Origin of the sequence: Paraburkholderia aromaticivorans (assembly GCF_002278075.1) — a bacterium.
In the GTDB taxonomy this organism is placed as follows: Bacteria; Pseudomonadota; Gammaproteobacteria; order Burkholderiales; family Burkholderiaceae; genus Paraburkholderia; species Paraburkholderia aromaticivorans.
Genome location: NZ_CP022990.1, coordinates 1,987,996 through 2,011,439, shown reverse-complemented (window position 1 = coordinate 2,011,439; position 23,444 = coordinate 1,987,996). Strand labels below are relative to the sequence as shown.

The window sequence follows — 23,444 nt, the reverse complement described above, 5'->3', positions numbered from 1 at the left end:
AAAATCCTCACCTTTGCGCGCGACGAGCGCGCAGCAGCGTCTAGCTCGCCAGTTTGCGGAACGTTTCCAGCACCGCGTCACCCTTGAACGGCTTGACGATCCATCCTTTGACGCCGGCCGCCTTGCCGCGCTCCTTCATCGCCGGACTGCTTTCGGTCGTCAGCATGATGACGTTGACGGTCTTGTTCGCGAGTTCGCCGCGAATCTTCTCGACCATCGTCAGGCCGTCCATATTCGGCATGTTGACGTCGCTGATCACCAGCTTGATGCCGGGGCTGGCCTTCAGCTTGGCGAGGCCGTCCTTGCCGTCCACCGCCGTGTCGACATCCAGACCGTTCTTCTTCAGAAAGCCGGCCACTTCGTCGCGCACCGTGCTCGAATCATCCACCACCAGAATTTTCGACATGTTTTTTCCTATGACCCCACTCAGAACAGATCCAGTTCGCCTGCCTCGACCATTGCGCCGACATCGTCCGCGACTTCCTTGAAGTCCTCCGGCGACCAGCTCAGGCTGAACACAAAACGTTGATGCAACTTGACCGCCCGGCTCGACTGCGGGTCCTTCAACCAGTACGTGAAGCACAGTTGCGGATTGCCGCTGCCGAACGAGATGTACTTGTGCTTGTGATTCACCAGCAGCGGCACCTGCACCTGACTGCGCGCCCAGGCATCCGCATCGCCGACATAGCGGTTCCTGAAGGAACCCCAGATCAGGTTCGTCACTTCGCCGAGCACGCCATTCAGGTCGCGGAAATCCGCTTCGGCGTGTCGCGCGCTGTCGATCATCCGGTAACGATCGAGCAGGTCGAGAATCGGCGTTTCTTCCGCTTGCATCATCATGTAGCCGCGGCACCACGCGCTTTCCAGCGGAATCAGGCTGAACACCTCGCCGAAGATGATGCGGTCGCGCACGATATGCGGCGTGTCGCACGTGATGGTCAGGTCCTTGAACACGTCGCCGAGAATGGCCTGGGTCATGTCGGCGATACCGCGCACGAGTGCGTTCGGATAATCCAGGCTGAAGATGTACTCGTCGATCACCTGGCGCAGCGGCGCCATATCGTGCGCGACGTACGCCGCGCAGACCACGCGTCGCAAGCTCTCCGGCAAGCCGTCCAGGCCAGGCTCGTTGTCCCGGCGCATGATGATCGGCAACTCGGGACGCACCGCGTTGATCCTGATCGCGATCTCGGCGCTGGCTTCCAGCGAACCGCCATAGCGCTCGGCAAACAACACCGCACCCAGATCGATATTCGAGCGCAGAACCGACTGCAAGCGGTTTTTGCCGACTTTCACGCCGACCAGATTGTTCTCGTCGCAAAAGCGCTTCAGCGCCTCTTTGTGAGCCGGGCAATCGTCCAGCACCAGTACCTTGCTGACCGGTTTGTGCATGTTCATGTCGCGTTCCCGCTCACAACGGCTATTCCTCGCTCAATCAAAACAACTCCAGCTCGCCGCCGGTTTCTTCGAGCGCGCTAGTGTCGGCGATGAAGTCGATCGGCGCATGCGCGCACACGCACACCGTCGCGGCAAGCCGCACGCTGCCGTTCAGCGTGACCGTATACGACGACAGCAGACCCGGCTTCAATTCATGCAGATGCGGCAGGCAACGCGCGTTCAGCACATAGGGCGTCGACATGCCGAGGTCCGGAAAGTAGCGCAACAACTCCTGATTGATCGCCCCGCAACACAGGTTGCAGATTTCCAGAAAGACTTCCTGAAAGGGTCGTTCGTCGGCGGCGTCTTTCAGGTAGTAAGCACGCGTGTGCTCGTCTTCGTCGAAATGAAGAATCAGCAGCAGTCTGAATACGATCGACGAGATGGTCAGCACGACCACTTGCGTGTCTTTGGAGCCGGGGACACCGGCGCGGGCCTCGGTCAACGGCGCGATCTCGCACAGATCGCCGGCGTTCAACGGCAGACGCGCCTGAGCGGCCTTGCGGAAAATGCGCTCGAAGCTGTCCCTGGCGTGGGCCGAAATCACACCGCCACCTCGTGCAGCTTCGAATGAAACTGATTGGCCAGCGACTCGACGCTGGCAAGCGACGCCGCAATCATCTTGCCGCCCGCCTGAATGTCCTGAAACGTGGAGGTCGTGGTCAGGTCGTTGCGGTGCAGGCTGTCGCGATAGCTCTTCGACAACTCTTCCGAACGCGCGGCGAGGGCGCGCACTTCGCTCGCCACCACCGCGAAGCCGCGCCCGGCCGGCCCCGCCCGCGCGGCTTCGATCGACGCGTTCAGCGACACGATCACCACATGCCGCACAATCGACGACAGTTCCTGATTCTTCGCGTGCATGTCGTGGTTTTGCGTCATCAGCGAAATCATCTGTTCGTGCCAACGCTCGAACGTCGCGCCCAGACGCTTCAGACGCTCGGCCTCACCGGCGATCTGCCGGGCTCGATGCGCTAACTGCTCTCTCTCCTCGGTGGCCGCTTTCAGCGCGGCGCGCAGTTCGTCGGCGCCGGCTGACTGGAGCGCGAGTTCCTCGCGTAGCTGCGTGGTGAGCGAGTGCAGGTCCTGCGCCGCCTGCTCGCGCTCGCGAAGCGCTGCGCCATGTCCGGCCTGCCGGACTTCGAGGGCGTCGAGCCGCGCTTGCGCTTCGGCGCGCAGCCGTGCGCCCAGCTTCGCGCTGTGCAACTTGTGCGCGGCAAATGCCAGCAGCGCGGTCACCGCGCTGCCTGCTGCCGCCGCCAATACATACTGTTGAATCACGACCGTTCCTTCGAATGCCTTCGCGAGATGCGCCGATGCGGCGCTCAGTCCGCCATCGCGTCGAGTTGCAATGCGCCGGCTTCGCCACGCGCTTCCATGCCGAGCGTGTCGACCGCGACGCTATCCGGCAGGCTGACGATGGTCTGGAACTGACGGAACGCGGCGCCCTTCCGATCGTCGGTAAAGCGCAGCTCGATGCTGCCGTTGGCGCGCTCGAGGAAATCGCGCACGGCGTCCATGCCGACGCCGCGTCCGGACAATTCCGTCACCGTTTCCGCAGTCGAGAAGCCCGGCCGGAAAATGAAATCGGCGATCGCTTCGTCGCTCAGCGTGTCGTCGCGGCCAATCCAGCCGCGTTCCATCGCGATGCCGCGAATGCGTTCGAGCGCGAGGCCGCGACCGTCGTCGCTGAGCATGATCTGCAGCGCGCCGCTGTCCACGCCCACTTCGATCTGAATCGTGCCGGCAGGCGTCTTGCCGTGCGCGCTGCGTGCCTCGGCGGCTTCAATGCCGTGGTCCATCGAATTGCGTAGCAGATGCATGAACACGTTGTTCAGCGTGCCGCCCGCGTCGCCACGCAAACGGTAGCCGTTGTCGTCGATACGCACGCTCGGCGCGGGCTTGCCCAACTCGCTCGCCAGCGAAGGCACAGAGTCCAGCACGCCGGATAGCGCATCGCGCACGCTCTGGCTGCCCAGTGCGCGCAGCGTGCGGCGCAGTGCATCGCGCATGGACTGAAGTTCGTGCAGTTCGCCCGCGTTGGTCTGCTCCAGCATGCTCAGCGTGTGCTGGATATGCTCCTTCGCGACCATCACGTAGTGAGCCGAGTTGGCGACCTGGTTAGCGTGGCCTTTGCCCTTGCGGCCCAGGCTCTGCTCGTTGATCTTCGCGTAGCTCTCGATGGCCTCGCGCACGCGCGTCAGTTCGCGCATTAGATGCTCTTGATCCCACGAGCGGCCCGCATCCGGTTGGCGCAGTTCGTGATAGCTCTGCTCGGTTTCGTGCACGACGTTGGTCAGATGCTGCAGGTTGTACGTGCGCGCATTGCCCTTGATGGTGTGCATGTTGCGGAACAACTCGGCAATCGCGGCGTGATCCGCCGCCGAATGCTTGCGAATGATCCGCTCGTTCTCACTGATAAAACCGGCCGAGCTCTCGATGAAGTGGTGAAACTTCTCTTCGCTAACCGCGAGAATTTCGCCGATCATATCGAGGCGGCGCCGCTGTTCGCTGGCCTCCGCCGCGAGTTTGCGCAACTCGGTGACGTCGCGCACGCAGAGCATCAGGCGCACGATCACGTCGTTTTCATCGGTAATCGCCGACCAGCTCAGGTCGAGAATCTTCACGCGGCCGTCGGCCATGCGTTTGGCAATCTCGCCGACCAGCAGATGCTGATTGAACGCAAAGTTGATGCAGTCTTCGCCGAGACACGCATGCGCAGCCGCATCGACTTGTGCAAGCGCGTCCGAACCCAGGTCGGTACCCGCAAACACGAGATCCATCAAACCGCGCCCGGCAATATCTTTCGTTTCGAAGATGTCTTCCAGATAGGCCGAGTACTCCGCGTGAATCACGGCGCCGTCGAGCACTGTCAGAATGCCCTGCTGCATGTTCTGCAACATCGCCTGAATGTCCGCGGTTTTTTGCTTGAGTTGCGCCGAGCTTTCCTGAATCTTCTCGATCATGCCGTTGAAAGCAACGATCGAATGCCCGATCTCGTCCAGCCGCCCCACCGGCACGCGCCGCGTAAAGTCCTGGCTGGAGGCGATCTCGCTCATCATGGCCTGCATCCGGCTGAGCGGGCGGGTGATTTGGCGGTAGAGCAGCGAGCCGATCGAGGTGAGCAGAATGATCGCGATACCCGTGACGACGGCGATTGCCGTGGTCGTCGTGGCGAGGGTGGCGTTCAGCGCGGTAATCGCCTCGTCTTTCTCGCGATTCTTCTCCACGCGCAAGGTCTCGACGATGCCTTCGAGCTCGTCGCGATACTGCGCGACGTTGGCGAACAGATAGGCCTGGGCGAGTTCATTCTTGCCGTCGGCCTTCATTTTGGCCGTCTCGGCGATCGCGGAGAAATAGTTCTCGAGACTGTCGTTGGCCTGCGAAACGAGGCCCTTCTGGGCGTGGCTCGCGGCGTCTCTGGCCTGCAACGCAAGCGCCTGTTGCAGCGAGGCTCGCTTCTTCCTCAGCTCGTCCTGCGCCTGGGCGACCATATTGGCATCGGGCGCATAGACCAGCGTCATCGTGGCAAGCTGCACGTCTTTGACTTGTGAGACGAGGTCGGCGGAAGCGAGCGCGCTGGGCACCACGCCTTCCGTCACCTTGCGCACCTCGGCCGCGCTGCCGCGCGTCTGGTAGACAGCGTAGCCGCCGATCACCGACAAGGCGACGAACATCAGAACAACCAATAGCGTGATGCGATGACGAATAGTCATGTGAACCCCCCGGGGTCTGGCCTTCGCGTCAGCCCTCGATGGGAGCGGCGCGTTTTATGCGAAATATGGTCTGACTTGCAGCGCTGCGGAGTATTGCGCACGCATGTTACTAAGCGATGACTACAGACTTTTGAATCGCTTTTGATGCGTTAAATTTATGTCTCAAGTTTTCGGGCAATGCGCCGTTAACGTGTGTCTTTTTTTCGGGTCTTGTCACCCTTGCGACAACCTGAGCGGCCGGGCTAAAGCTTCATTCGGCACCGGGGGGATTGCCGAATGAGGCGGGTGTTCGCTGGGTAAGTCGTCGCGCTGCATCTCGCGTCGCACGCGGTGCCGTCGGTGAAACAGGCGTTGCGCTTGCACGTTCAATGCATCAGCGAATCGGCGGAAGATGTTTGGACGCTTCGCGCAGAGTGAGCGGCGACATCAGATCCCGCGAGGCGGACAGAAAGCCGCTCACCACGTCGGGTGCGTGCCACGCATAATCGCGCAAAGCCCAGCCGATTGCTTTGCGGATAAAGAAGTCGCTCTCCGCGGCCAGCGAACGCGCGTAGTCGAACAGACGATCTTCGTCGGTATGCTCGCGCCAGCCCAGTTGATGAATCATCGCAATCCGCCGCACCCATAGCGATTCGTGATGAAGCGCGGCGTCCATCGCGGCTTGGGCCTGCGGTGCGTCGACTCGTGCCGCTTTCAGCACGTCGCCGATCACGCCCGCGAGCGGATCGACCGAATCCCACCACGAAGCCCGTTGCGCGATAGTCAGCAGAGACGCGATGTCGTTGATCGCCAGCGTCTTCCATTTACGCGCCAGCAGATCCATCGCGACATACTGGTATTCGCGCGCCGGCATGGTCCACAAAACATGGGCGCACGCCAGCAGAAGATCGGCGTTCTCAACCTGCAGCCGCTTGAAAACCGGCAATACCGCTTGCCGGCGCTGCGGCGTCGGCACGCCGATGAACTCGAACTGGTGGCGCATGTACGCACGCATCGCGAGCGCGCGCTCTGCGTCGGCGTGCGGAGCCAGTGCCGCCTGGATGTCCCTCGCGAAAGCGTCGGGCGTCATTGGGGAAAGCGCTCCACGTGAACTTCGCCGCGCCGGCCAAAATACTGCAGCTGGCGTCCCGCGATCCAGACTAAGCCAATGCATCCAGCAGCTATGGTCCGGCTCACGAACTCCGCATAGTTGACCCCGCCGCTTTGCGCGCCGCGCACGGCCTGGTTGACCGCGTCGGCGTCGAAGGCATTCGCAATCGCGATGTCCGGGAGCGGCAATGCGAGCGCGTGCGTCTCGCCGCCGGGCGCATAGTACGTATGCTCGCCGCGGCGGTAATCGGTGAAATACGATTCGACGCTGGCCTGACCGAGCGCGCGCACCACCGAGCCGACATCGATCGTGCCTTCGTCGGAGCGCTGCGCACAGTCTCCTGCCACGAGGCGGCCAGTAACCGACATGCGCTTCAAGACTGCTAACAGATTTCTTTCGATTCGCCGCGTGGGTTGTTTTCGAGCCAGCTTGCGGGCGCTGGTTTTGTGACGAGGACTTTGCATGGGGTCATGCCATATTCAGGAGCATTGACGGCACATTAGTTTTCCAGGAAACCAATGTCAATATTCCCGGATACCGAGGCTGGCGAAGGCTCGGAGTTGCGATCCCGAATTCCCTCACCTTCAGGTTTGAAGTGCGCGCACAGGTAGTCATATTCTCACCTCGATCGTTCCCGAATCTTCTCACCTAGCGGTTCGCAGCCTTGTGGCCAGCCGCCGCCGACGCCTGCCTGGCGCCGGCAGCCATGAATGCAACTCCCTGGAAATCCTCACCTTCTCTCACAGGTGCGGATTCGGTGCACCGGTTGCTCACTTCCTGGAATCACTCACCTTTCGGCGCGATCTCCTGGAACTCCTCACCTTAGTGCGGGTTTGCAGATTGTTGAGGTGCTTTTTTGCTCCTGGAACGACTCACCTTTGAGCGGATTCGAATGGCTCCTGGAAAGCTTCACCGTTGGCGACACCCAACGAAGCCGATTGCAACGACGTTTCGTTAGCATCGCCGGGTGTCGTGACTACAGCGGGAGCTTGGTTTTCAAATCCAGGCGTGCGTCTTCCCGGAACCGGAGGTCGTTCCAAACATCGTCACCGATTCTGAAATCGCTCGCGATTGGACCGAGATACTCATACGCCTCTTGACCCGTCCCTGGGTGAATCGTCACGCGCCATACCGGCTTGCCGCCCAGCGTTCGCACCTCGAGCCGACTCTCGCCGTTCGGAACTTCGTAGAAACCATCCCGGAAGAGCCTCGCGGCATTTTCCGACTTCAGCGACGTGATTGTCATAGCAAGTTTGCCGGTTGAACGCGCGAGATGTAGATAGTCGAGAAAGTTGAAACCGTTGAAAGTATCAAACGGCTGTTTCGTAATGAAATGCGTCGTACCGGGCGGCAACAGGGATTCCGGGTTTTGATTGAACGTGTACAACTGCTCCGCTGTGCCGAGCGTGCTTCGCCGGTAGGAGTTTTTATTTTCTGCAGGCGGAGTGACCTTAGCGCCGCGTGGATCCGTCAGCTTCCAGCTCGACCTGTTGCCGGCATCGTAGTCGGTCAGAAACGGCGTAGCCCAGCTGCGGCCTACGGTCAGGTATTTCAGGTTCTCTTCATGAACGAGATGGAAGGGATTGGTGCCGGCAACGCGAAAAACGCCGTTCAGGTTCCGCGGATCCGCAGGGATCGTGCCGACCGAGAGAGAATCATCACTTTCTACACGCAGGACTTTTTTGTAGTCGTTCGCAAAGTGGAAACGACCGTCCTCGCCCATGACGAATTGCGTAGTACTGTTAGCTCTATTGGAGGCGTAGTTCTTGTTGTAGACCCAAACGTATTTCCCTGCGTCGGCATACAGTATGTACGGATAGTTGCCGCCATACGCCTGCAAGGTCATCGGCCCCCGATAGTCTTTCCCGGCTGATTGGCGGGCCGCCAACTGATAGACTTGCAAGCGGGCGTTCAAATAGAACTGGGCCTGCGCCAGATTAGGCTCTTGCGTGGGGGCCGAAAACCGCTTGTATTCGGGTTCATGCCAGGCGGCGCTATCGACCGGAAATCGGGCGAGCTGAGGTTGCGCTCCCGCGGTCCACATCCGCCTGTACACGTCCCAGCGGAAGGCTGGATTTTCGTAAAAGTGCCATAAGTGCCCTTTTTTCAGTTCATTCGTCTTCCACCAACCGAGTATCTGCGTGTTGTCGATGTGACCCATAGCGGCGAATTCATGGTTTTCCGCGCCGAGAGAGTGCGCGCCGAGACTCGCGTTTACATTCACCATGTTAGGGGACGGCGCAATAGCATAGATATACCCATCCTCCGATTGATGGCGCTGGCGGTCGATGGCAACCGCCGATATTTCGAACGTCCCGAGGTAGCCGCCACTGTCGGTTTCCCCTTCGTGGGAGGCGATGTCGAAATTGTGCAGGGACAGATTGACGTCGCGCAGCGGTGTAGCTGCCGCATCGAACCCGCCTCTCTTCACGACTTCGATCGGTTTGTCCGTCGATGGGCGAAACAGCACCCAAGGATCGGCGGCCAATGTCGAACCGATTGAGCGTTTGACTTCGATGTGCTGGTCCACATAAGTCTGGATATCAGGACGACTGTCCGGCGGTGCGGTTGGCAGGTCCACACGCGGCGTGACGAGCTGAGCGGCCGGCGCCGACCAGGCCCTTCGTTCTGCGTCGTCCAGACTGATGTCTGCTCTGCGCACCCCGGAAGCCGCGGAATCGGCTTCTCGGGCGAACCATGTAGTCGTAGCGCCAATGACTCCGCCTTCGGCGCGATATCCCCCGTCATAAACGCCGCGTATTGCAGCCGACAAATCCTCAAAGTTGTTATACGTATAGGCACCGAAGTTAGGATCGTAAAGCTCATAGTGATCGCGCGCGACATCCGGACTGTGGTTGAGCCGCTGCACGACGACCGGCCGGCTAGGTTCTCGTCTGGACGTTCCCGCCGCTTCAACGCCTAACGAGAGATCGATAACCGCGAAGTCGTTGCGCAGACCCACGGGTCCGCTGTCGCTGTTGTACGCTTCGGCAAAGTGTGTTCTCAGTTCGCCCAGGAGGTCGTCTGCTGTCCTGACGTCGTGCATGCCGCTGTGCCGGATGTAGTTCGCCAGAACGGCGGTGGAGGCCGACTGGATATGCTCGTGAATGTAATTCAAACTGTTGATGAACCGCCGACGTGCATCTGGATCGTTCCGCAAGCTGCGCAAGCTTCCGATGAAAACGCCGAGCGAGTGTGCTCTCCCGTCGGCGACGGCCCGTAACGCAGAGGTTGCCAGGCTTTCGTCCGGGCTGCGCAGGCCGGAAAGCGTCGCGCCGCCCGGAAACGGCGTGTCGAGCGATACGGCATTGGACGACGCAGCATGCCGCTGGTAGATCAAGGTTTCACATTCGGGTATGGGCGGCCCCTTACCGGCGGAGCCCGGTCGCGAGCCGAGGACTGGCGTCGGCGTTCGACTTTCAGACGGTGTCGTCGAGTACACCTGCAATTTGAACGGCGTGACTTGATATTCAGGTTTCGACTCGCCGGAAGAGGAGCGCGTCCTGAAGGCGCTTGCCATGTAGCGGTTCAATGCTTGCTCGGTATTACCCCAGTTTGTATATCTGAATGCTCCATTGTTGGGATCGAAAATCGTATAGCGGTTGCCCGCTTCTCTCTGGATGAGAATTGCGTGCCCATAGTCCTCTCTACCCGTAGGCGACTCCAGACTCAACTGGACGTACGCGATGTCGTTGGGATGGCGCAGCAAACGCTGTGTTTGGCGATAAAAAAGATCGATGCGTTGATTGCGGTCTGTAATGCCGGCGAACGTAATCGGTGGCTGCGGCGCATAGCGGCTTAGGCCAAGTTTGGAGCCACCGGTCTGGAAGTTCGTGATGCGGCCGAACATCTCCCTTCGCGTGATGGCGTTACGGGTGTCCGCACGCATATTTCGCACCGCTGAGAGTAGCGTCGACGCACGCTCATCGGGCGGTCCGGATGTCGTCGGCTGATCGCTCACGCCGCGATCGAGCCGGCGGATGGCTTCCCGAACGATGCCGTCACACAGGCCGCCGCTCACCTGATCACGGCTTTCTTTATATTCGCCCTGCGCAAAGCCTTCGGAGGCGACGCTGCCTTCCTTCAACGCGTCGCCGCCAAGGTCCCTGATGCATTTGCTGAGAACCGGGCCGCGTTTGACCCGCGGGGCGCCGTCGTCGGCTGGGGCCGCGAGACTAAGTGCGGCAGGCGCGGCACGCCCCGCGCGGTAGTCGGTTCTGGCCTCGCTTCTTCCAATTGACGGCTTGCTGCCGGTGAACCATGTCTTCGCGTCGTGAAAAGCGGACGCGTGCTGGCGAGCATGGCGATTCATGCGGTGTTTCGTCATGAGGTCCGCTCGAGGAACGTCGCCAGCGCGACGGTCCGGCCGCGGGCTGCGAAGCCCGCTTGGACCTTTCGAGGGTGGCTGCGGATGGTTGGCTGAGTTGCGTGGCTTTTCCGGCAAGAAGCGGCAGGCATTGCCGACTGCAGCATTTGCGCTCGCGGGCTGGGTACCGGGGTGCGTGCTGCTGTCTCGAGGAGCGTCTGAATTGGATGGGGCGTCGGCCGCGTCCTGGTCATCGTTCGGAAGGTCGCCGCAGCGACAGGGGACGCAATTCGGGCTTGAACCGGAGACGCGCATGATTGATGCTCCAAAAGGTGGAATACCAAAAGGGGCTATCTCGCGGAATACGAGAACCCTGCGGCTGATCGTAGCAATGACGGTTTCCACCTTGTAGTACGCGGATATGGCGCACCGCGATCATCGTGGCCGTCTGAAGCATCGACTGTCAGACCGGTTCCGCCCGTGTCGTGGCAGACTCATCTGCTGGTATTTCTCGCCTTCCTGCAGGCGACCTCCTGGAACGTCTCACCTTTGCCAGATTGACGAAGGCTTATTCCGGCGTGATTTGTTGGGCGACCTTCCGGATTGCCCAAAGGCGCGGTCGCTCCTTATTTCTCAAGGTGACGATCCGTGTCAGAACTTGACCTTCAACTGAAACCCGATCGTGAACGGCAGATCGTCCGACGGGATCGGCGGAATCACAATGAAGTTCGCGCCTACGCGCTTGTATTCGACCATGACGATCGGCGCGACCACCGGACCGATCGTATGATGGGAGCCCAAACCCCAGTTGCCATAGTTATAGCCCGAGATGATTCCGCCGATCGCCGCGATCCGCACGATGCCCCAATGCGCGAACTCCGGCGCCCACACACCGCCGCCGTAATAAGAAGGCCGGCGCAGCGAATTGCGAAAGCCGCCGGCGGTCAGCGCCCATTGGTTATTGAGCCAGCATTCGACGCCGAGCCCCGGATTGAACTGCTCGAAATGGGTGTTCGGGTCAGGGTTGATGTGATACGAACCCAGCATGGCGTCGACCCATATACCACCATCGCACCAATTGCCCGCATGAGCGGCGGACGCCGCCGCGAGACTCGCCACAAACGCAACCGCTGCGCGTCGGATATTCTTGTTGATCTGCCGAAAATGCATGTCCTCTCCGCCACCGGTCGAGCGCCGGCGCCATCCGTGTTCTGGTAGGGTTGCTTGCCGTCCGTCGCGCACTGTACCTCAACCCTTCAGCGCGATGTTGAGGACACGCTCGGGCGCCCGGGCACAAGACGTGCCCGTCAGCGCAGACGCAACCATAGCGGAGAACCTGTGTCGAAGCGGTGAACGCGCATCAGGCGTTCGCCGTGCGGATCAAAGACCGAGATCGGACAGACCCGGATGATCGTCGGGGCGGCGGCCAAGCGGCCAATGGAAAAGGCGGTCGGCTTCGCGGATCGGCATATCGTTGATGCTGGCATGACGGCGCGCCATCAGTCCATGCTCGTTGAACTCCCAGTTCTCATTGCCGTAGGAGCGGAACCAGTTGTTCGAATCGTCGTGCCATTCGTAGGCAAAGCGTACGGCAATGCGGTTATCGGTGAACGCCCACAGTTCCTTGATTAAACGGTAGTCGAGTTCCCTCGCCCATTTGCGGCGCAATAGCGCGACAATCTCCGCGCGACCATGCGTGAACTCGGCACGGTTGCGCCATACGCTGTCCTGCGTGTAGACGAGCGACACGCGCTCGGGATCGCGGGTATTCCAGCCGTCTTCCGCGCCGCGCACTTTCTGGATCGCGGTTTCGCGCGTGAAGGGCGGCAGCGGCGGGCGGGTTTCGATCGGTTCGGCCATGATGGTTCCTCAGTCAGGTTGCGGTTCGCCGGGATGGCGGTCGTTTGCTTGGCGCCGTGCCTGCCTCGCTCGCACACTGCGCGTCGAGCAGGACTTGGGCTGCAGCTTGCGCGTCGAGCGCCGCATCGGGCTCGCCGCTTACCAGTGCGACGGCGATCGCGCCGTCGAGCAGGATCAACCATTGACGCGACAGGCGCGCGGCGCGGCGGGCGTCCATGCCCGAGGCCGCCGCGAATTCGTCGCATTCGGTTCGCACGAACGCCAGCAGGCGTTCCTTGTGGTGGCGCGCGACGATCCGGATCGGATCGTCCGCTGAGGCGATCTCACCGGACGCATTCAGAAACGCGCAACCGTGAAAACCTTCCGATGCAAACCATTCGCGCAGCACCTCGAACATGCCCAACAGACGTTTGCGCGCCGTCTTGCCGTGCCCTTGCGTGCCGGTGATAAACCAGTTCATCCAACGTTCGTCGCGCCGGTCGAGCGCGGCCGCCACGAGCGCGTCTTTCGATTCGAAATGTGTATAAAAACTTTTGCGCGCGGTGCCGGACTGCTTGACGATCGCGTCCACGCCGGTCGCGTGAATGCCGCCGGCGTAGATCAACGCTTCAGCCGCGTCTAGTAGCCGCTCGCGCGCGCTGCCGGGCAGGACTGCTTCAGTGTGAGATTCGGTAGCCATGGACGAAGGGTAGAACGATCATTCTACATCGTCAAGTTTTTTTGGTTTTGCGGGCCGCGGGCGCGAACTGCTATCTTGAGCACGATCGATCAATGGGAACGAACTTCATGAGTACTCTGACTCTCCGCGCCACGTTCGTGCGCGCCTTGCTCAGCGCAACGCTGCTAACGGCGACGGCCTGCACGCCCGTGCAAGTGCTCACGCATTCGGTCAGCCAGAACGAAGCGCGCGTGCCACCCGGCCGCTATGAAATCGATCCGGATCATTGCAGCATCACCTTCGACATCGATCACTTCAAGTATTCACGCTTTACGGCGCGCTTCGATCGCAAGAAGGGGGAGCTCGACTGGAACGAAGGCGGTCTGGACAAGAGCACGACGTCGGTCACGATCGACGCCGCGAGCATCGATACGAACGTGCCACTGCTGGACAAAATGGTGAAGGGCAACAGCATGCTCGACGTGGAGCGCTATCCGCAGATCCGCTTCGCCAGCACGCGGTTTGAGCGGACCGGCGAGTCTCGCGGCACGTTGACCGGCGATCTGACGATTCGCGACATCACGCAACCGGTCACGCTCGACGTCACCTTCAACGGTTTTGCCCCGGATCCGCTTACGAAAAAAGACACGCTCGGTTTTTCCGCCGAGGGACATTTCAGCCGCGCCAGATTCGGTTTGGCAACGTGGTATCCCGCCGTCGGCGACGACATTCATGTGCGCATTCAGGCCGAGTTCGTTAAAACGCCCGCAGGCGGGTGAGCGCGGAGCGGGCGTCGGGCTGAGCGTTTGTACTGGGCGCTGCGGCTGGCGATTGGCGACTCGCGATTGCGAGCAATGACGCGCGCAAGCGCGCGTCGGCGTGCTAGCTCACGCGTCACGCGGCGGTCCAGTCGAGAATCACCTTGCCACTCTCGCCTGAGAGCATCGTGGCAAACGCTTCGCGATAATCGTCGACCTTGAAATGGTGCGTGAGAATCGGCGAGAGATCCAGGCCGCTTTGCAGCATCGCGACCATCTTGTACCAGGTCTCGAACATCTCGCGCCCATAAATACCCTTGATTTCGAGGCCTTTAAAGATCACCTGAGTCCAGTCGATTGCGGTCTGCGCGGGCGGAATGCCGAGCAGCGCGATCTTGCCGCCGTGGTTCATCGCTTCGAGCATGCCGGTGAATGCGCTCGGCACACCGGACATTTCCAGCCCGACGTCGAAACCTTCCGTCATGTGCAGGTCCGCCATCACGTCGCGTAATGATTCGCGCGAGACGTTGACCGCACGCGTCGCGCCCATCTTGCGCGCGAGTTCGAGGCGATAGTCGTTGACGTCGGTAATCACGACATTGCGCGCGCCGACATGTCTGGCGATCGCCACGGCCATGATGCCGATGGGTCCGGCGCCGGTAATCAACACGTCCTCGCCGACCAGATTGAACGACAGCGCGGTATGCGTGGCGTTGCCGAACGGATCGAAAATCGCGGCGAGGTCGTCGGAAATCTCGGGCGGAATCTTGAACGCGTTGAAGGCCGGAATCACCAGATACTCGGCGAACGCGCCTTCACGATTCACGCCGACGCCCACCGTATTGCGGCACAAATGCCTGCGGCCGGCCCGACAGTTGCGACAGAAGCCGCACGTGATATGTCCTTCGCCCGACACGCGATCGCCGATCGCAAAGCCGCGTACTTCCTGGCCCATCTCGACGATTTCACCCACGTATTCGTGGCCGACATGCATCGGCACGGGAATCGTTTTCTGCGCCCAGTCGTCCCACTTCCAGATATGAATGTCGGTGCCGCAGATCGCGGTGCGCGTGATCCGGATCATCACGTCGTTGTGGCCGACTTCGGGTTTCTTGACGTCCGTAAGCGTGAGCCCGGGAGCGCGTTCGAGTTTTGCCAATGCTTTCATGTGCGCCTCCGTATCAGATCACGCCGAGTTCACGGCCGACGCGCGCGAATGCATCCACCGCCCGGTCGATCTGCTCGCGCGTATGTGCGGCGCTCATTTGTGTGCGAATGCGCGCGCGCCCTTTCGGCACCACCGGGAACGAGAAGCCGATCACATAGACCCCTTCCTTCAGGAGCGCATCGGCCATTTTCGAAGCCAGTTGCGCGTCGCCGAGCATGACCGGAATGATCGGGTGTTCGCCGGGCACGAGTGTGAAGCCGAGCGCGCTCATCTTGCCGCGGAAGTGAGCGCCGTTTTCTCGCACGCGCGCGCGCAGCTGGGCACCTTCCTCGCTGGCCAGCAGTTCGAGCACCTTTAGCGATGCCGCGGCAATGCTCGGCGTCAGCGTGTTCGAAAACAGATAGGGACGTGAGCGCTGCCGGAGCAACTCCACGATCTCCTTGCGCGCGGCCACGTAGCCGCCCGATGCGCCGCCCAATGCTTTGCCCAGCGTGCCGGTGATGATGTCGACGCGCGACAGCACGCCGCAATGTTCCGGCGTGCCGCGTCCATGGTCGCCGACAAAACCCACCGCATGCGAGTCGTCGACCATCACGAGCGCGCCGTAACGGTCGGCCAGATCGCAGATGCCGGCGAGGTCGGCGATGATGCCGTCCATGGAGAACACGCCGTCCGTGGCAATCAGTTTGAAGCGCGCACCGGCAGCGTCTGCTTCGATCAGCTTTGCTTCGAGATCGGCGAGATCGTTGTTCTTGTAGCGAAAGCGTTTCGCCTTCGAAAGCCGCACACCGTCGATGATGCTCGCGTGATTCAGTTCGTCGCTGATGATCGCGTCGTTTTCGTCGAGCAGTGTTTCGAACAGGCCGCCGTTTGCGTCGAAGCAACTGGAGTAGAGGATGCAGTCGTCGGTTTGCAAAAACGCGGCGAGCGCTTTTTCCAGCTCTTTGTGCACGGTCTGCGTGCCGCAAATGAAGCGTACCGACGCCATGCCGAAGCCGTCGCTATCCAGACCTTGCTTGGCGGCCTCGATCAACCGGGCGTCGTCGGCGAGGCCCAGGTAGTTGTTCGCGCAAAAGTTGAGCACGGCCGTGCCGTTGGCAAGACGAATGTCAGCCGATTGCGGGCTGGCGATCACGCGTTCGTTCTTGTAAAAGCCGTCAGCGCGAATCTGCTCGAGGGTGTCGCGCAAATGGGCAAGGTAAAGGTCACGCATGAACCAGACTCCTGAATGGGTGAAAGCGCCCGTGTCAGCGTGTTCGGCATATGCGACGACGGAGCGGCCTGTTATAGTCGGCTGTCAGTTTTATCGGATATTTTCGTTTTTTCGAACTAAAATCCGGTATGTCGAACAACTCTAAACGATGGGTCAGGAAATGGCAAGTTCGGGTATCCGCCGGGCCGCGGTCAACGCGGCACCCGGCTCAGGCGCAGCCGCGGTCTCCGCAATCGCGGCGCCGCCGCGCGTCGGCGAACAGATTCAGCGTTTGCGCGCTGAACGGCGCATGACGCTCGACGACCTGTCGCGCGCAGCCGGCGTGTCGAAATCGATGCTCTCGGAGATCGAACGCGACAAGGCCAATCCGACCATTGCGGTCGCCTGGCGGTTGACCAACGCACTCGGCGTCAGTCTCGATTCGCTGTTCGCGCCGCAAAAGGCCCCGGAAGCGATCGCCGTCTCTGGTCCGCACGAGATTCCCACGTTGAGCGGGCACGACGCCAAGTACCAGTTGCGCGTGTGGGGGCCCATCGAGCTGGCCGGCAAGTTCGAGTGGTATGAATTGACGCTGCAGCCGGGCGGAGCGTTGGCCTCGAACGCGCACGAGCCCGGCACGCGCGAGCACCTGACCGTGTTGCAGGGATCGATCGAGATCGAGGCGGCCGGCACGACGAAACGGCTCAAGGCGGCGGACACCGCGCGCTATGTCGCCGACGAGCCGCATGCAATCCGCAACGCCGGCAAGGGCGAAGCGAAGGCGCTGCTCGTGGTCATACACGGCTGAGCGCCGCGTAGTCGGGCGCACCGTAGCTAGTAGTTGGCGGAATCGGAACAGCGGACGAGGTTGCGCCGAACACTGTATATTTGTACAGTACAGGGTATCGACTGGAGCCGATCATGAACAACCTGATAACCGACTCGACCGACCACGCTCTGGCCGCGCTGCGCTATCAAACTGCAGCGCGTGATCTCGAACGCATCGTGCGCAATATCGCTGCGCGCTACATCGTGCAGGAGGTGCCGCTCACCTGGCGTTTGCTGCATGCGATTGAGGCCGAGGCGCTCGCGGACCTCGGGTTTGCCAGCCGGCACGACGCACTCATGCTGGGGCTGTTTCAACGGCCATCCGATCTGCCCTATCCGGAAACGGATGAGGCGGTGGACTTCGGCACCTCCACCGCGCTACCCGCGGTGTTCGCGTTCGCAGTCAGCGCGTACGAAGAGGCGGCACGCCGCGCTGCCAAACCGTCGTCCCAGAACGCTCCCCTCAAGCGCGCACGCGCATGGGGCGACTGAAGGCTGCGTTTCTATGAGTTGCCGCCTAAAATGGGTGCAACTAACGGAAAATTGGCGCATGTCACCTCCTCATCTGAACGACCCTGTCCCGCGACCCACGCCGTCCACGGATCTCTTTGATCAACAACGTGACGACTGGCGTCGCGACCCGCAAATTGCCTTCGACGCGTGGCTTGCCAAGCAGCATTTCCGACGTTCTTCCGCTGAAGTCTATCAGGCGCAATGGGGGCTTTTTCTCGATTGGCTGGGCATACGCCAGAAGAGTCTGGTCACCGTGGATGCTCACACGATCGCTGAATTCGTCGCCGGACTTGAGGTCCGAAAAACGCAGCGCGTGCGGTATTTGCGGCTGATCGAACGCGTACTCGACCATGTGCGCGAAATCGAATCCGCTTCGACAAATCCTGCGCGCTTTATTGCTCAGGATGGAGAAGCAGCGTGGCGCAACGCACGCGATAACGAGCCCACCGGCTTTCTCAGCCACCCCGAACGAACCGCGTTGATTGCCCATCTATTTTCACCATTGCCGAGTTTGTCCAAGGCGCAGCGCTGGCGTGAGCGGCGCGACCGTGCATTGATTGCGGTGTTCCTCGGGGGCGGACTGAAAACCGGCGAAGCCGCTGCGCTTCCGGTTAGTTGCGTGAATGGCGGCTCGCCCTGGGTGACAATCGAGTCGCCGAATCCAATGCTCACGCGGCGCACACGGCTCGCGCCCTTCGCCGCAGCCATTCTCGATGCGTGGCTCGCGGAAAGACGTCTTTCGGAACTGGCCGGCAATCTGGTTTTTCCCGCGTCTCCCTCTGGACGTCCGATGCATAAGGCCACCATGCTGCGCGCGGTCGACGCCTTGATCGACGGGGCCGGAATTGCCGCGTCGCGGGCGTCGCGGGCCAGTCCGCAGACGTTGCGCAACACGTTCGCAGCGGATCTGTTCGAGAGCGGGGTCGAGGCGGAACTGGTCGGGCAATGGTTGGGATTTGTGCAGGCGGTGTCGGCGAACCGCCTGTATCGCGCGTGGCAAAACTGGATGGATCAGCAGGATTCCCCGGCCGCCGACGTTCCGGATCCGGCTGTACCGCCGTTGGCCGCACCTAGGCGCGACGGGCGTTCGACGAGGAAAAGGGGAGCTGGCGAGTCCTGAAACTCCTCACCTTTCGAGTCCCGAATTTCCTCACCTTTGTCGCTTTATCCGCTATTGCACTGCGTCACTTCGTCATGCCGGCGCCGTCACCGAGCCGCTCGACTGGAACCGGCGAACCGCCTCCAGCCTTGATTCGCCGAGACCCGACGAGTGATCGCACTCAGGACATTGCAGTTCGAAGCGGTGATTTACCTGCGACAGTTCGGGCTCACCTTCTTCACATTTGGGGCAGCGCAACGGTAGAGGGACATGACCATCCGCCGCGGTGCCGATCGCCCTCAACTCATCGTCCGTCAGCCGGCCGGCTTCGACCAGCGAGCAGAGCAGGCCGGCGACTGCCGGATCGATACCTTGCCGGCCACGCAGGACGGCGACCTCTTTCGTCAGCGCATCCACTTCGTCGGATTGCTCACGCAGTTGGGCTTCCAACCGGTCGCCGCGTGCCTTGGCCGTGGCGATCTGCTGAATGAACTCGAATTCTTTGCGGCTGGCGTCGCGCAGTCCGGACTGATAAGTCGCCGCCATGCTGCGTAAGGAGTCGAGCTCGACCAGCATTGGCTTGACGCGCCGCTCGGCCTCGGCAACTGCATCCTTGATCTGTTGCGCATAGTGTTCGGTACTTTGGCGCAATTCGACGTGCAAGGCGTCGATCCGGTCCCGTAGCGTCGCATTGGTCGCGAATTCAGTGTCGAGACGTTGACGAAGCGCTTCGTTTTCTTGATCGAGCCGGCGCACCGTTGCCTGTAAGCCTTCCTGATGAGCATTACCGTGTGTGGTCGCGCTCGAAAGCTCGGCTTCCAGCGCCCGAACGCGTTCCCAGCCGGCCTCCGCTCGCAGTTCGCTGCGCTTGATCGCGTCTTCCGATGCTTGCTGGCGAATTTCGGCTTCTCGTGCGCGCTGGTCGGCGATGGCCATTTGCACCCGCATTTCTTCGCGTTCGTCGTCGAGCGTGGCGCGCGCATGGGAGACCGCTTCTTCGAAAAGTGCGCCCAATAGCTCACCGGCACGATCTTCCAACGCTTTGGGGATCGCGCCGGCCCCCACTTTTAGGCGCGACACGTTTCGAATGCGCTCCCAGAAGTGGTCGATGTCTTTTGGGATGTCGCTCGCGCTGCCGGTCTGGGTCAGATCGCGAACGGTTGCCATGGATGGGCGAATGCCAAGATCAAAAAAGAGCCGCTTGCAGGCATGGAGCGAAAGGTCTTGCCGCCGTGCCCCGTTGGCGCGCAGCGTTTCAAGCTCGTTCCGAATGGTTTGCCGTTCCTGATCCAGATTCATGTATACCTCGATGTCGCTCGAATTGGATAGATCATAACAATTTACGTATTGTTTGCTACGTATTTGTCTTGGCGGAGTTGGATTCGGCGAAAAGGCCTACTTTGCCGCCTGGTGTGCGTAGTCCGATTGCCACCAGCTCGACTTTTCCGTGAAACAAAACGAAGAATAGCCAATAAGCTCTTGTAAAGAAAGAGTTTTTATAGGTTTTCCAGCGATCGCGCACTGTTTCACGAACCTTGCTGAGAACGATGTTGGTTGGAAAGCTTTGTCCGAAGGACACGCGGGGTGAAGTTCTAGAGAGTAATAAAAGTAAACACCTTTGAACCCATGTTAAAAACGTTAACGCCACGGCAAAGCCTTATCTGGCAAGGGTTCCAGCCCGATAAGGTGAAGCTTTTCGGGAGACGTGGTGAGGTCTTGCGGGAATGTCGAGTGATGAGGTTCGGGGGCCACGGTGAGCGGGTCCGGGACAGAACGTGAGCGGGTTCAGGAACCATCCCAAGAGTGCGGTAGAACCAAAGGTGAGGTTTTGCAGGAGCTGAGCGCCGCAGATCGCCCGGCCATGCTCGAAAGTCGGTTCAAGCTTCGGTCACGGCTAAGGTGAGCGCTTTCAGGATGCGCTCCGCAGCCCACTTCGGGCCTTATTTTGAGGCCGCTAACCCCATGGGTGAGTCAAGTCAGGAGAAAACGCGAACCTAAGGTGAGATTTTACGGGGCGCGGAGCCCAGTTTTGCCTCATTTCTGTGCATCGGGGGGCTTAAGGTGAGGGTTTTCGGGAGCGAGACGGTGTTTTCGCTTGAGCGCTGTCGTCGAGGGTGGTCAGGTTGCCGCTCTCTATGTCGCAAAGGTGAGGGAATGCAGGAGATGGGGTCTTGAGCGAGAGCTGCGCTGGAAAAATGCCCGGCCTGTGGCAAAGGTGAGAGTTTTCGGGAGTTCTTTTAGGGCCGCGCGATCGATGAGGTGAGGAAATACAGGATCAAAACGGCTGTTATGGTGCTGAGAAGCCCGGCTGATGGTGCCGAGCGCGTTTCCGGTTGATGGACGCGGAATTGGAATGGTGAGGTTTTTCAGGACCATTCTGGTTGCGATCGGTAGCTGCGGACTTCACTAAGAGGCCCGTTGTGGTGAGGTTTTACGGGAGGTCCCATCGGCGACGCAGTCAAAGAAACAAACTTAAGCCATTGAAATCATGGAACATTTTTCACTTGATCCGCGAAGGTGAGGTTTTTCGGGGGCCCTGCTTGGCCGTGAGCGGATGCCTTCAGATGTGTCGAAGGTGAGATTTTGCGGGACTGTTTTCGGGTGGTTTTGGAGCTTGGCACGTCTGGAGACCGCGTCGTTCGGAGCGCTCCGCCACCCTTAAGGTGAGCTTTTTCGGGGGTGGGTGGGAGGATCGAGCGGAAACTGATCGAGACATGCGCTCGCTTTGGTACCGACAATAAACCTCGCGCAAGTAGTACTTGTAGCGACGACTGAAGGGCAATGCTGGCGGCTCGACCTAGCGCGCCATCGGAAATGCGCGGGATGCTTGTGCAAGGCGTCGCGCCAGGTCTGCCTGGGGCCACGGCAGAGAGCGCGTGTCAGGCGGGGCCGAAGGGCGCAGCGGGGCGCCTGTAGCGGGGTGTGAGGGGCGTGTCGCGGCCGGAGGCATCTGTCGGAACAGTGCGGCGGGCGGGCGACATACCCTAGACGTGAGACGGGCAGATGGCGCCGCTTCGACAGTCCGCCTGCCGACCTCGCGGGTTTGGCATGGACACCTTCCTTGCCGGTTAGCCGACTCCTCCTCAGAACTTGTTCGACGACTTGATCGGAGTGTGAAGGCTCCCGGCGCGCGGGCGCGCTTGTGGCCGAAATTCACGAAAATTTTTGAGGTGAGAAGATTCGGGATCGAATCACAGGCGTTCGTCCGTTCGGCGGAAATGGCGCGAATTTGCCAAGTCCGCGACCTGCAAGGAAGACCTGAACCTGGCAGGAAATGGCTGAGGTGAGGGTTTTCGGGAGTGGCTGGAGGTGAGTCCGTCTTCGTAAACTCACTTCACCGCGAACGGTGAGACGTACGCTATAGACGGGTATCACCGCAGCCGGTATGCTCTCGCCAAATCCATCCTCGACCAGACGCATGGCCACGAAGCGCGCGAAGAAGACCGATGTAGTCAGCCCGAGCTCGGCTGAATTGCGCAAAGCCGTCGAGGCGATCGCGATTCAGCCTAAAAGCGGCAAAATCACGCTCCTTACCCGCAAGCTGTTCAACGTGCTCCTCGCCGTGGCTCAGCAAGCGGACGAATCCGGCGACACGTATCGGGCCTTGCTGTCCGACATCGTCGCGAACTCCGCGTTTGACTCCAATGACACCGCGCTCGTCAAGGAACACTTGCGGCGTATGGTGTCTGTGCAGGTCGAGTGGAGCACCGGCACGTCCAGTCAGAAGCCGGGCCGGAAATGGGGTATTTCCACGCTGATTGCCGACGCCGAAATTCTCGAAGATCCCACCACCCGCCGCGTCTGGGTGGAATTTTCGTTTGCGCCGAAGATCAAGAAAAAGCTGCTCGATCCGGTTCAGTACGCCCGTCTGAGTCTGCAGTTCCAGAGTCAACTGCGCAGTAGCGCGGGTCTCGCGCTTTACGAGATTTGCGTGCGTTACCTGACTAACCCGAGCCACCTGACAATGCGCGAGACGTGGGAATGGTGGCGTCCGATCCTCTCCGGCACACCGGACACGGAAGCGGGGGATGAGGCAAAGCGAGAGTACAAGTATTTCAAGCGTGATTACCTGCGCCCGGCTATCGCCGAGGTCAACGCCGTCACCAACATCTTTGTCGAATTGATCGAACATCGCGAAGGACGTCGCGTCGCCGAGATCCAGTTCCGCGTGACCGAACGCAAGCAGCCGATGCTCGCGCTCGACGAGCATCCGAACGTGTTCGATAGCACGCTGGTCGACCGGATGGTGAAGATCGGCATCCCGCTGAAAGAGGCGCAAACGCTGTACGCCGACAGCGAAGAAAATCGCATTCGCGCGGCGCTTCAGATGACCGAGCAACGCATGCGCAGCACGTCGTTGCCGCCGGTGCGCAGTGCGCCCGCACTGTTCAAGGACGCGTTGAAGAAGGGTTATGCGCCGCCCGTCGAAGCGTTGCCGTCGGGCAGCGGTGGCAAGGCCGCGATTGCCGCGCCGGCCGACGACCTCAAGGCCCGCTTGCTTGGCGAGTATTCGGCGTATCGTCGTAAGGAAGCGCGCGAACTGTACGACGAACAAGGTGAGTCCGAGCGGGAGATCGCGCGGCAGTCGTTTGAAGAAGATGAATTGCCGGGACTCGGCACGCATATGCGCGACGACTGGCGTCGTCGGGGGCTCGATTCGAAGATTGTCGAGACGGCATTCTTCGACTGGCTGGCTCGCAAGACCTGGGGCGAGCCTACCGATGGGGACTTGCTTGCCTTCACGCTGAGCCAATCGCGCGCGGCGTAACCGTTGGGCGGGGCGCGGCTATCGATGATAGCCCTGCCCTACCGCCGTCAAACG

19 protein-coding genes are annotated in these 23,444 nt (G+C 60.7%); 5 read left to right on the top strand and 14 right to left on the bottom strand.

Annotated elements, in window-relative coordinates; genetic code table 11:
• Positions 1–40: 40 nt before the first annotated feature.
• From CJU94_RS28715 to CJU94_RS28665, 11 genes are all read right to left on the bottom strand, one after another.
• Positions 41–406 (bottom strand): response regulator, encoded by a 366-nt coding sequence (locus CJU94_RS28715; RefSeq protein WP_007178665.1) that lies wholly within the window; start codon positions 404–406, stop codon positions 41–43.
• Positions 407–426: 20 nt separating this feature from the next.
• Positions 427–1,398 carry a chemotaxis protein CheX gene (locus CJU94_RS28710; RefSeq protein ID WP_095421985.1) on the bottom strand — a complete coding sequence of 324 codons (972 nt, stop codon included), beginning with the start codon at positions 1,396–1,398 and terminating at the stop codon, positions 427–429.
• 37 nt (positions 1,399–1,435) lie between these two features.
• The gene (locus CJU94_RS28705) at positions 1,436–1,984 is read right to left on the bottom strand and encodes a hypothetical protein (protein WP_095421984.1); all 549 of its coding nucleotides are present in this window, start codon (positions 1,982–1,984) and stop codon (positions 1,436–1,438) included.
• The gene (locus tag CJU94_RS28700; protein ID WP_095421983.1) at positions 1,981–2,715 is read right to left on the bottom strand and encodes a methyl-accepting chemotaxis protein; all 735 of its coding nucleotides are present in this window, start codon (positions 2,713–2,715) and stop codon (positions 1,981–1,983) included. Before CJU94_RS28700 ends, CJU94_RS28705 begins: the two co-directional genes overlap by 4 nt.
• Before the next feature lie 44 nt (positions 2,716–2,759).
• Entirely contained in the window at positions 2,760–5,150 is a 2,391-nt protein-coding gene (locus tag CJU94_RS28695) for a HAMP domain-containing protein (protein WP_095421982.1), read from the bottom strand.
• Between the two features lie 373 nt (positions 5,151–5,523).
• On the bottom strand, positions 5,524–6,219 hold the full coding sequence (locus CJU94_RS28690) for a DNA alkylation repair protein (RefSeq protein ID WP_095421981.1): 696 nt from the start codon (positions 6,217–6,219) through the stop codon (positions 5,524–5,526).
• Complete coding sequence (locus tag CJU94_RS28685; protein WP_095421980.1) at positions 6,216–6,608, bottom strand: DUF1398 domain-containing protein; 393 nt, start codon at positions 6,606–6,608, stop codon at positions 6,216–6,218. Before CJU94_RS28685 ends, CJU94_RS28690 begins: the two co-directional genes overlap by 4 nt.
• A 608-nt stretch (positions 6,609–7,216) precedes the next feature.
• Complete coding sequence (locus tag CJU94_RS28680; RefSeq protein ID WP_157763816.1) at positions 7,217–10,567, bottom strand: enterotoxin A family protein; 3,351 nt, start codon at positions 10,565–10,567, stop codon at positions 7,217–7,219.
• Positions 10,568–11,197: 630 nt separating this feature from the next.
• Positions 11,198–11,716, bottom strand: coding sequence for a hypothetical protein (locus CJU94_RS28675; RefSeq protein WP_095421978.1), 519 nt, complete (start codon positions 11,714–11,716; stop codon positions 11,198–11,200).
• A gap of 210 nt (positions 11,717–11,926) precedes the next feature.
• Positions 11,927–12,406 (bottom strand): nuclear transport factor 2 family protein, encoded by a 480-nt coding sequence (locus tag CJU94_RS28670; RefSeq protein WP_095421977.1) that lies wholly within the window; start codon positions 12,404–12,406, stop codon positions 11,927–11,929.
• 13 nt (positions 12,407–12,419) lie between these two features.
• On the bottom strand, positions 12,420–13,085 hold the full coding sequence (locus CJU94_RS28665) for a TetR/AcrR family transcriptional regulator (RefSeq protein ID WP_095421976.1): 666 nt from the start codon (positions 13,083–13,085) through the stop codon (positions 12,420–12,422).
• 107 nt (positions 13,086–13,192) lie between these two features.
• Between CJU94_RS28665 and CJU94_RS28660 the strand changes: the two genes are divergently transcribed.
• Positions 13,193–13,843 (top strand): YceI family protein, encoded by a 651-nt coding sequence (locus tag CJU94_RS28660; protein WP_095422838.1) that lies wholly within the window; start codon positions 13,193–13,195, stop codon positions 13,841–13,843.
• Between the two features lie 115 nt (positions 13,844–13,958).
• Here CJU94_RS28660 and tdh read toward each other — a convergent pair whose 3' ends face one another.
• Both tdh and CJU94_RS28650 read right to left on the bottom strand, forming a co-directional pair.
• Positions 13,959–14,990 carry an L-threonine 3-dehydrogenase gene (tdh, locus tag CJU94_RS28655; protein WP_095421975.1) on the bottom strand — a complete coding sequence of 344 codons (1,032 nt, stop codon included), beginning with the start codon at positions 14,988–14,990 and terminating at the stop codon, positions 13,959–13,961.
• 13 nt (positions 14,991–15,003) lie between these two features.
• A complete protein-coding gene (locus CJU94_RS28650; RefSeq protein ID WP_095421974.1) occupies positions 15,004–16,203 on the bottom strand; it encodes a glycine C-acetyltransferase in 1,200 nt (399 codons plus the stop codon).
• Between the two features lie 148 nt (positions 16,204–16,351).
• Between CJU94_RS28650 and CJU94_RS28645 the strand changes: the two genes are divergently transcribed.
• The 3 genes from CJU94_RS28645 (at position 16,352) to CJU94_RS28635 (ending at position 18,643) form a co-directional block, all read left to right on the top strand.
• On the top strand, positions 16,352–16,990 hold the full coding sequence (locus CJU94_RS28645) for a helix-turn-helix domain-containing protein (protein ID WP_095421973.1): 639 nt from the start codon (positions 16,352–16,354) through the stop codon (positions 16,988–16,990).
• Positions 16,991–17,103: 113 nt separating this feature from the next.
• On the top strand, positions 17,104–17,502 hold the full coding sequence (locus CJU94_RS28640) for a DUF2471 family protein (RefSeq protein ID WP_095421972.1): 399 nt from the start codon (positions 17,104–17,106) through the stop codon (positions 17,500–17,502).
• A gap of 58 nt (positions 17,503–17,560) precedes the next feature.
• Positions 17,561–18,643 carry a tyrosine-type recombinase/integrase gene (locus tag CJU94_RS28635; protein WP_095421971.1) on the top strand — a complete coding sequence of 361 codons (1,083 nt, stop codon included), beginning with the start codon at positions 17,561–17,563 and terminating at the stop codon, positions 18,641–18,643.
• 72 nt (positions 18,644–18,715) lie between these two features.
• Here CJU94_RS28635 and CJU94_RS28630 read toward each other — a convergent pair whose 3' ends face one another.
• Positions 18,716–19,921, bottom strand: a complete 1,206-nt coding sequence (locus CJU94_RS28630) for a DNA-binding protein (RefSeq protein WP_095421970.1) — start codon at positions 19,919–19,921, stop codon at positions 18,716–18,718.
• A gap of 2,119 nt (positions 19,922–22,040) precedes the next feature.
• Between CJU94_RS28630 and CJU94_RS28625 the strand changes: the two genes are divergently transcribed.
• Entirely contained in the window at positions 22,041–23,390 is a 1,350-nt protein-coding gene (locus tag CJU94_RS28625; protein ID WP_095421969.1) for a replication initiation protein, read from the top strand.
• Positions 23,391–23,444: the final 54 nt, after the last annotated feature.

Excerpts from the sequence above, each read along its gene's own strand:
- CJU94_RS28665 (WP_095421976.1), bottom strand. The coding sequence starts at position 13,085 with ATGGCTACCGAATCTCACACTGAAGCAGTCCTGCCCGGCAGCGCGCGC.
- CJU94_RS28670 (WP_095421977.1), bottom strand. The coding sequence starts at position 12,406 with ATGGCCGAACCGATCGAAACCCGCCCGCCGCTGCCGCCCTTCACGCGC.
- CJU94_RS28640 (WP_095421972.1), top strand. The coding sequence starts at position 17,104 with ATGAACAACCTGATAACCGACTCGACCGACCACGCTCTGGCCGCGCTG.
- CJU94_RS28625 (WP_095421969.1), top strand. The coding sequence starts at position 22,041 with ATGGCCACGAAGCGCGCGAAGAAGACCGATGTAGTCAGCCCGAGCTCG.
- CJU94_RS28645 (WP_095421973.1), top strand. The coding sequence starts at position 16,352 with ATGGGTCAGGAAATGGCAAGTTCGGGTATCCGCCGGGCCGCGGTCAAC.
- CJU94_RS28630 (WP_095421970.1), bottom strand. The coding sequence starts at position 19,921 with ATGAATCTGGATCAGGAACGGCAAACCATTCGGAACGAGCTTGAAACG.
- CJU94_RS28635 (WP_095421971.1), top strand. The coding sequence starts at position 17,561 with ATGTCACCTCCTCATCTGAACGACCCTGTCCCGCGACCCACGCCGTCC.
- CJU94_RS28695 (WP_095421982.1), bottom strand. The coding sequence starts at position 5,150 with ATGACTATTCGTCATCGCATCACGCTATTGGTTGTTCTGATGTTCGTC.
- CJU94_RS28715 (WP_007178665.1), bottom strand. The coding sequence starts at position 406 with ATGTCGAAAATTCTGGTGGTGGATGATTCGAGCACGGTGCGCGACGAA.
- CJU94_RS28650 (WP_095421974.1), bottom strand. The coding sequence starts at position 16,203 with ATGCGTGACCTTTACCTTGCCCATTTGCGCGACACCCTCGAGCAGATT.
- CJU94_RS28660 (WP_095422838.1), top strand. The coding sequence starts at position 13,193 with ATGAGTACTCTGACTCTCCGCGCCACGTTCGTGCGCGCCTTGCTCAGC.
- CJU94_RS28690 (WP_095421981.1), bottom strand. The coding sequence starts at position 6,219 with ATGACGCCCGACGCTTTCGCGAGGGACATCCAGGCGGCACTGGCTCCG.
- tdh (WP_095421975.1), bottom strand. The coding sequence starts at position 14,990 with ATGAAAGCATTGGCAAAACTCGAACGCGCTCCCGGGCTCACGCTTACG.
- CJU94_RS28680 (WP_157763816.1), bottom strand. The coding sequence starts at position 10,567 with ATGACGAAACACCGCATGAATCGCCATGCTCGCCAGCACGCGTCCGCT.
- CJU94_RS28710 (WP_095421985.1), bottom strand. The coding sequence starts at position 1,398 with ATGAACATGCACAAACCGGTCAGCAAGGTACTGGTGCTGGACGATTGC.
- CJU94_RS28675 (WP_095421978.1), bottom strand. The coding sequence starts at position 11,716 with ATGCATTTTCGGCAGATCAACAAGAATATCCGACGCGCAGCGGTTGCG.
- CJU94_RS28685 (WP_095421980.1), bottom strand. The coding sequence starts at position 6,608 with ATGTCGGTTACTGGCCGCCTCGTGGCAGGAGACTGTGCGCAGCGCTCC.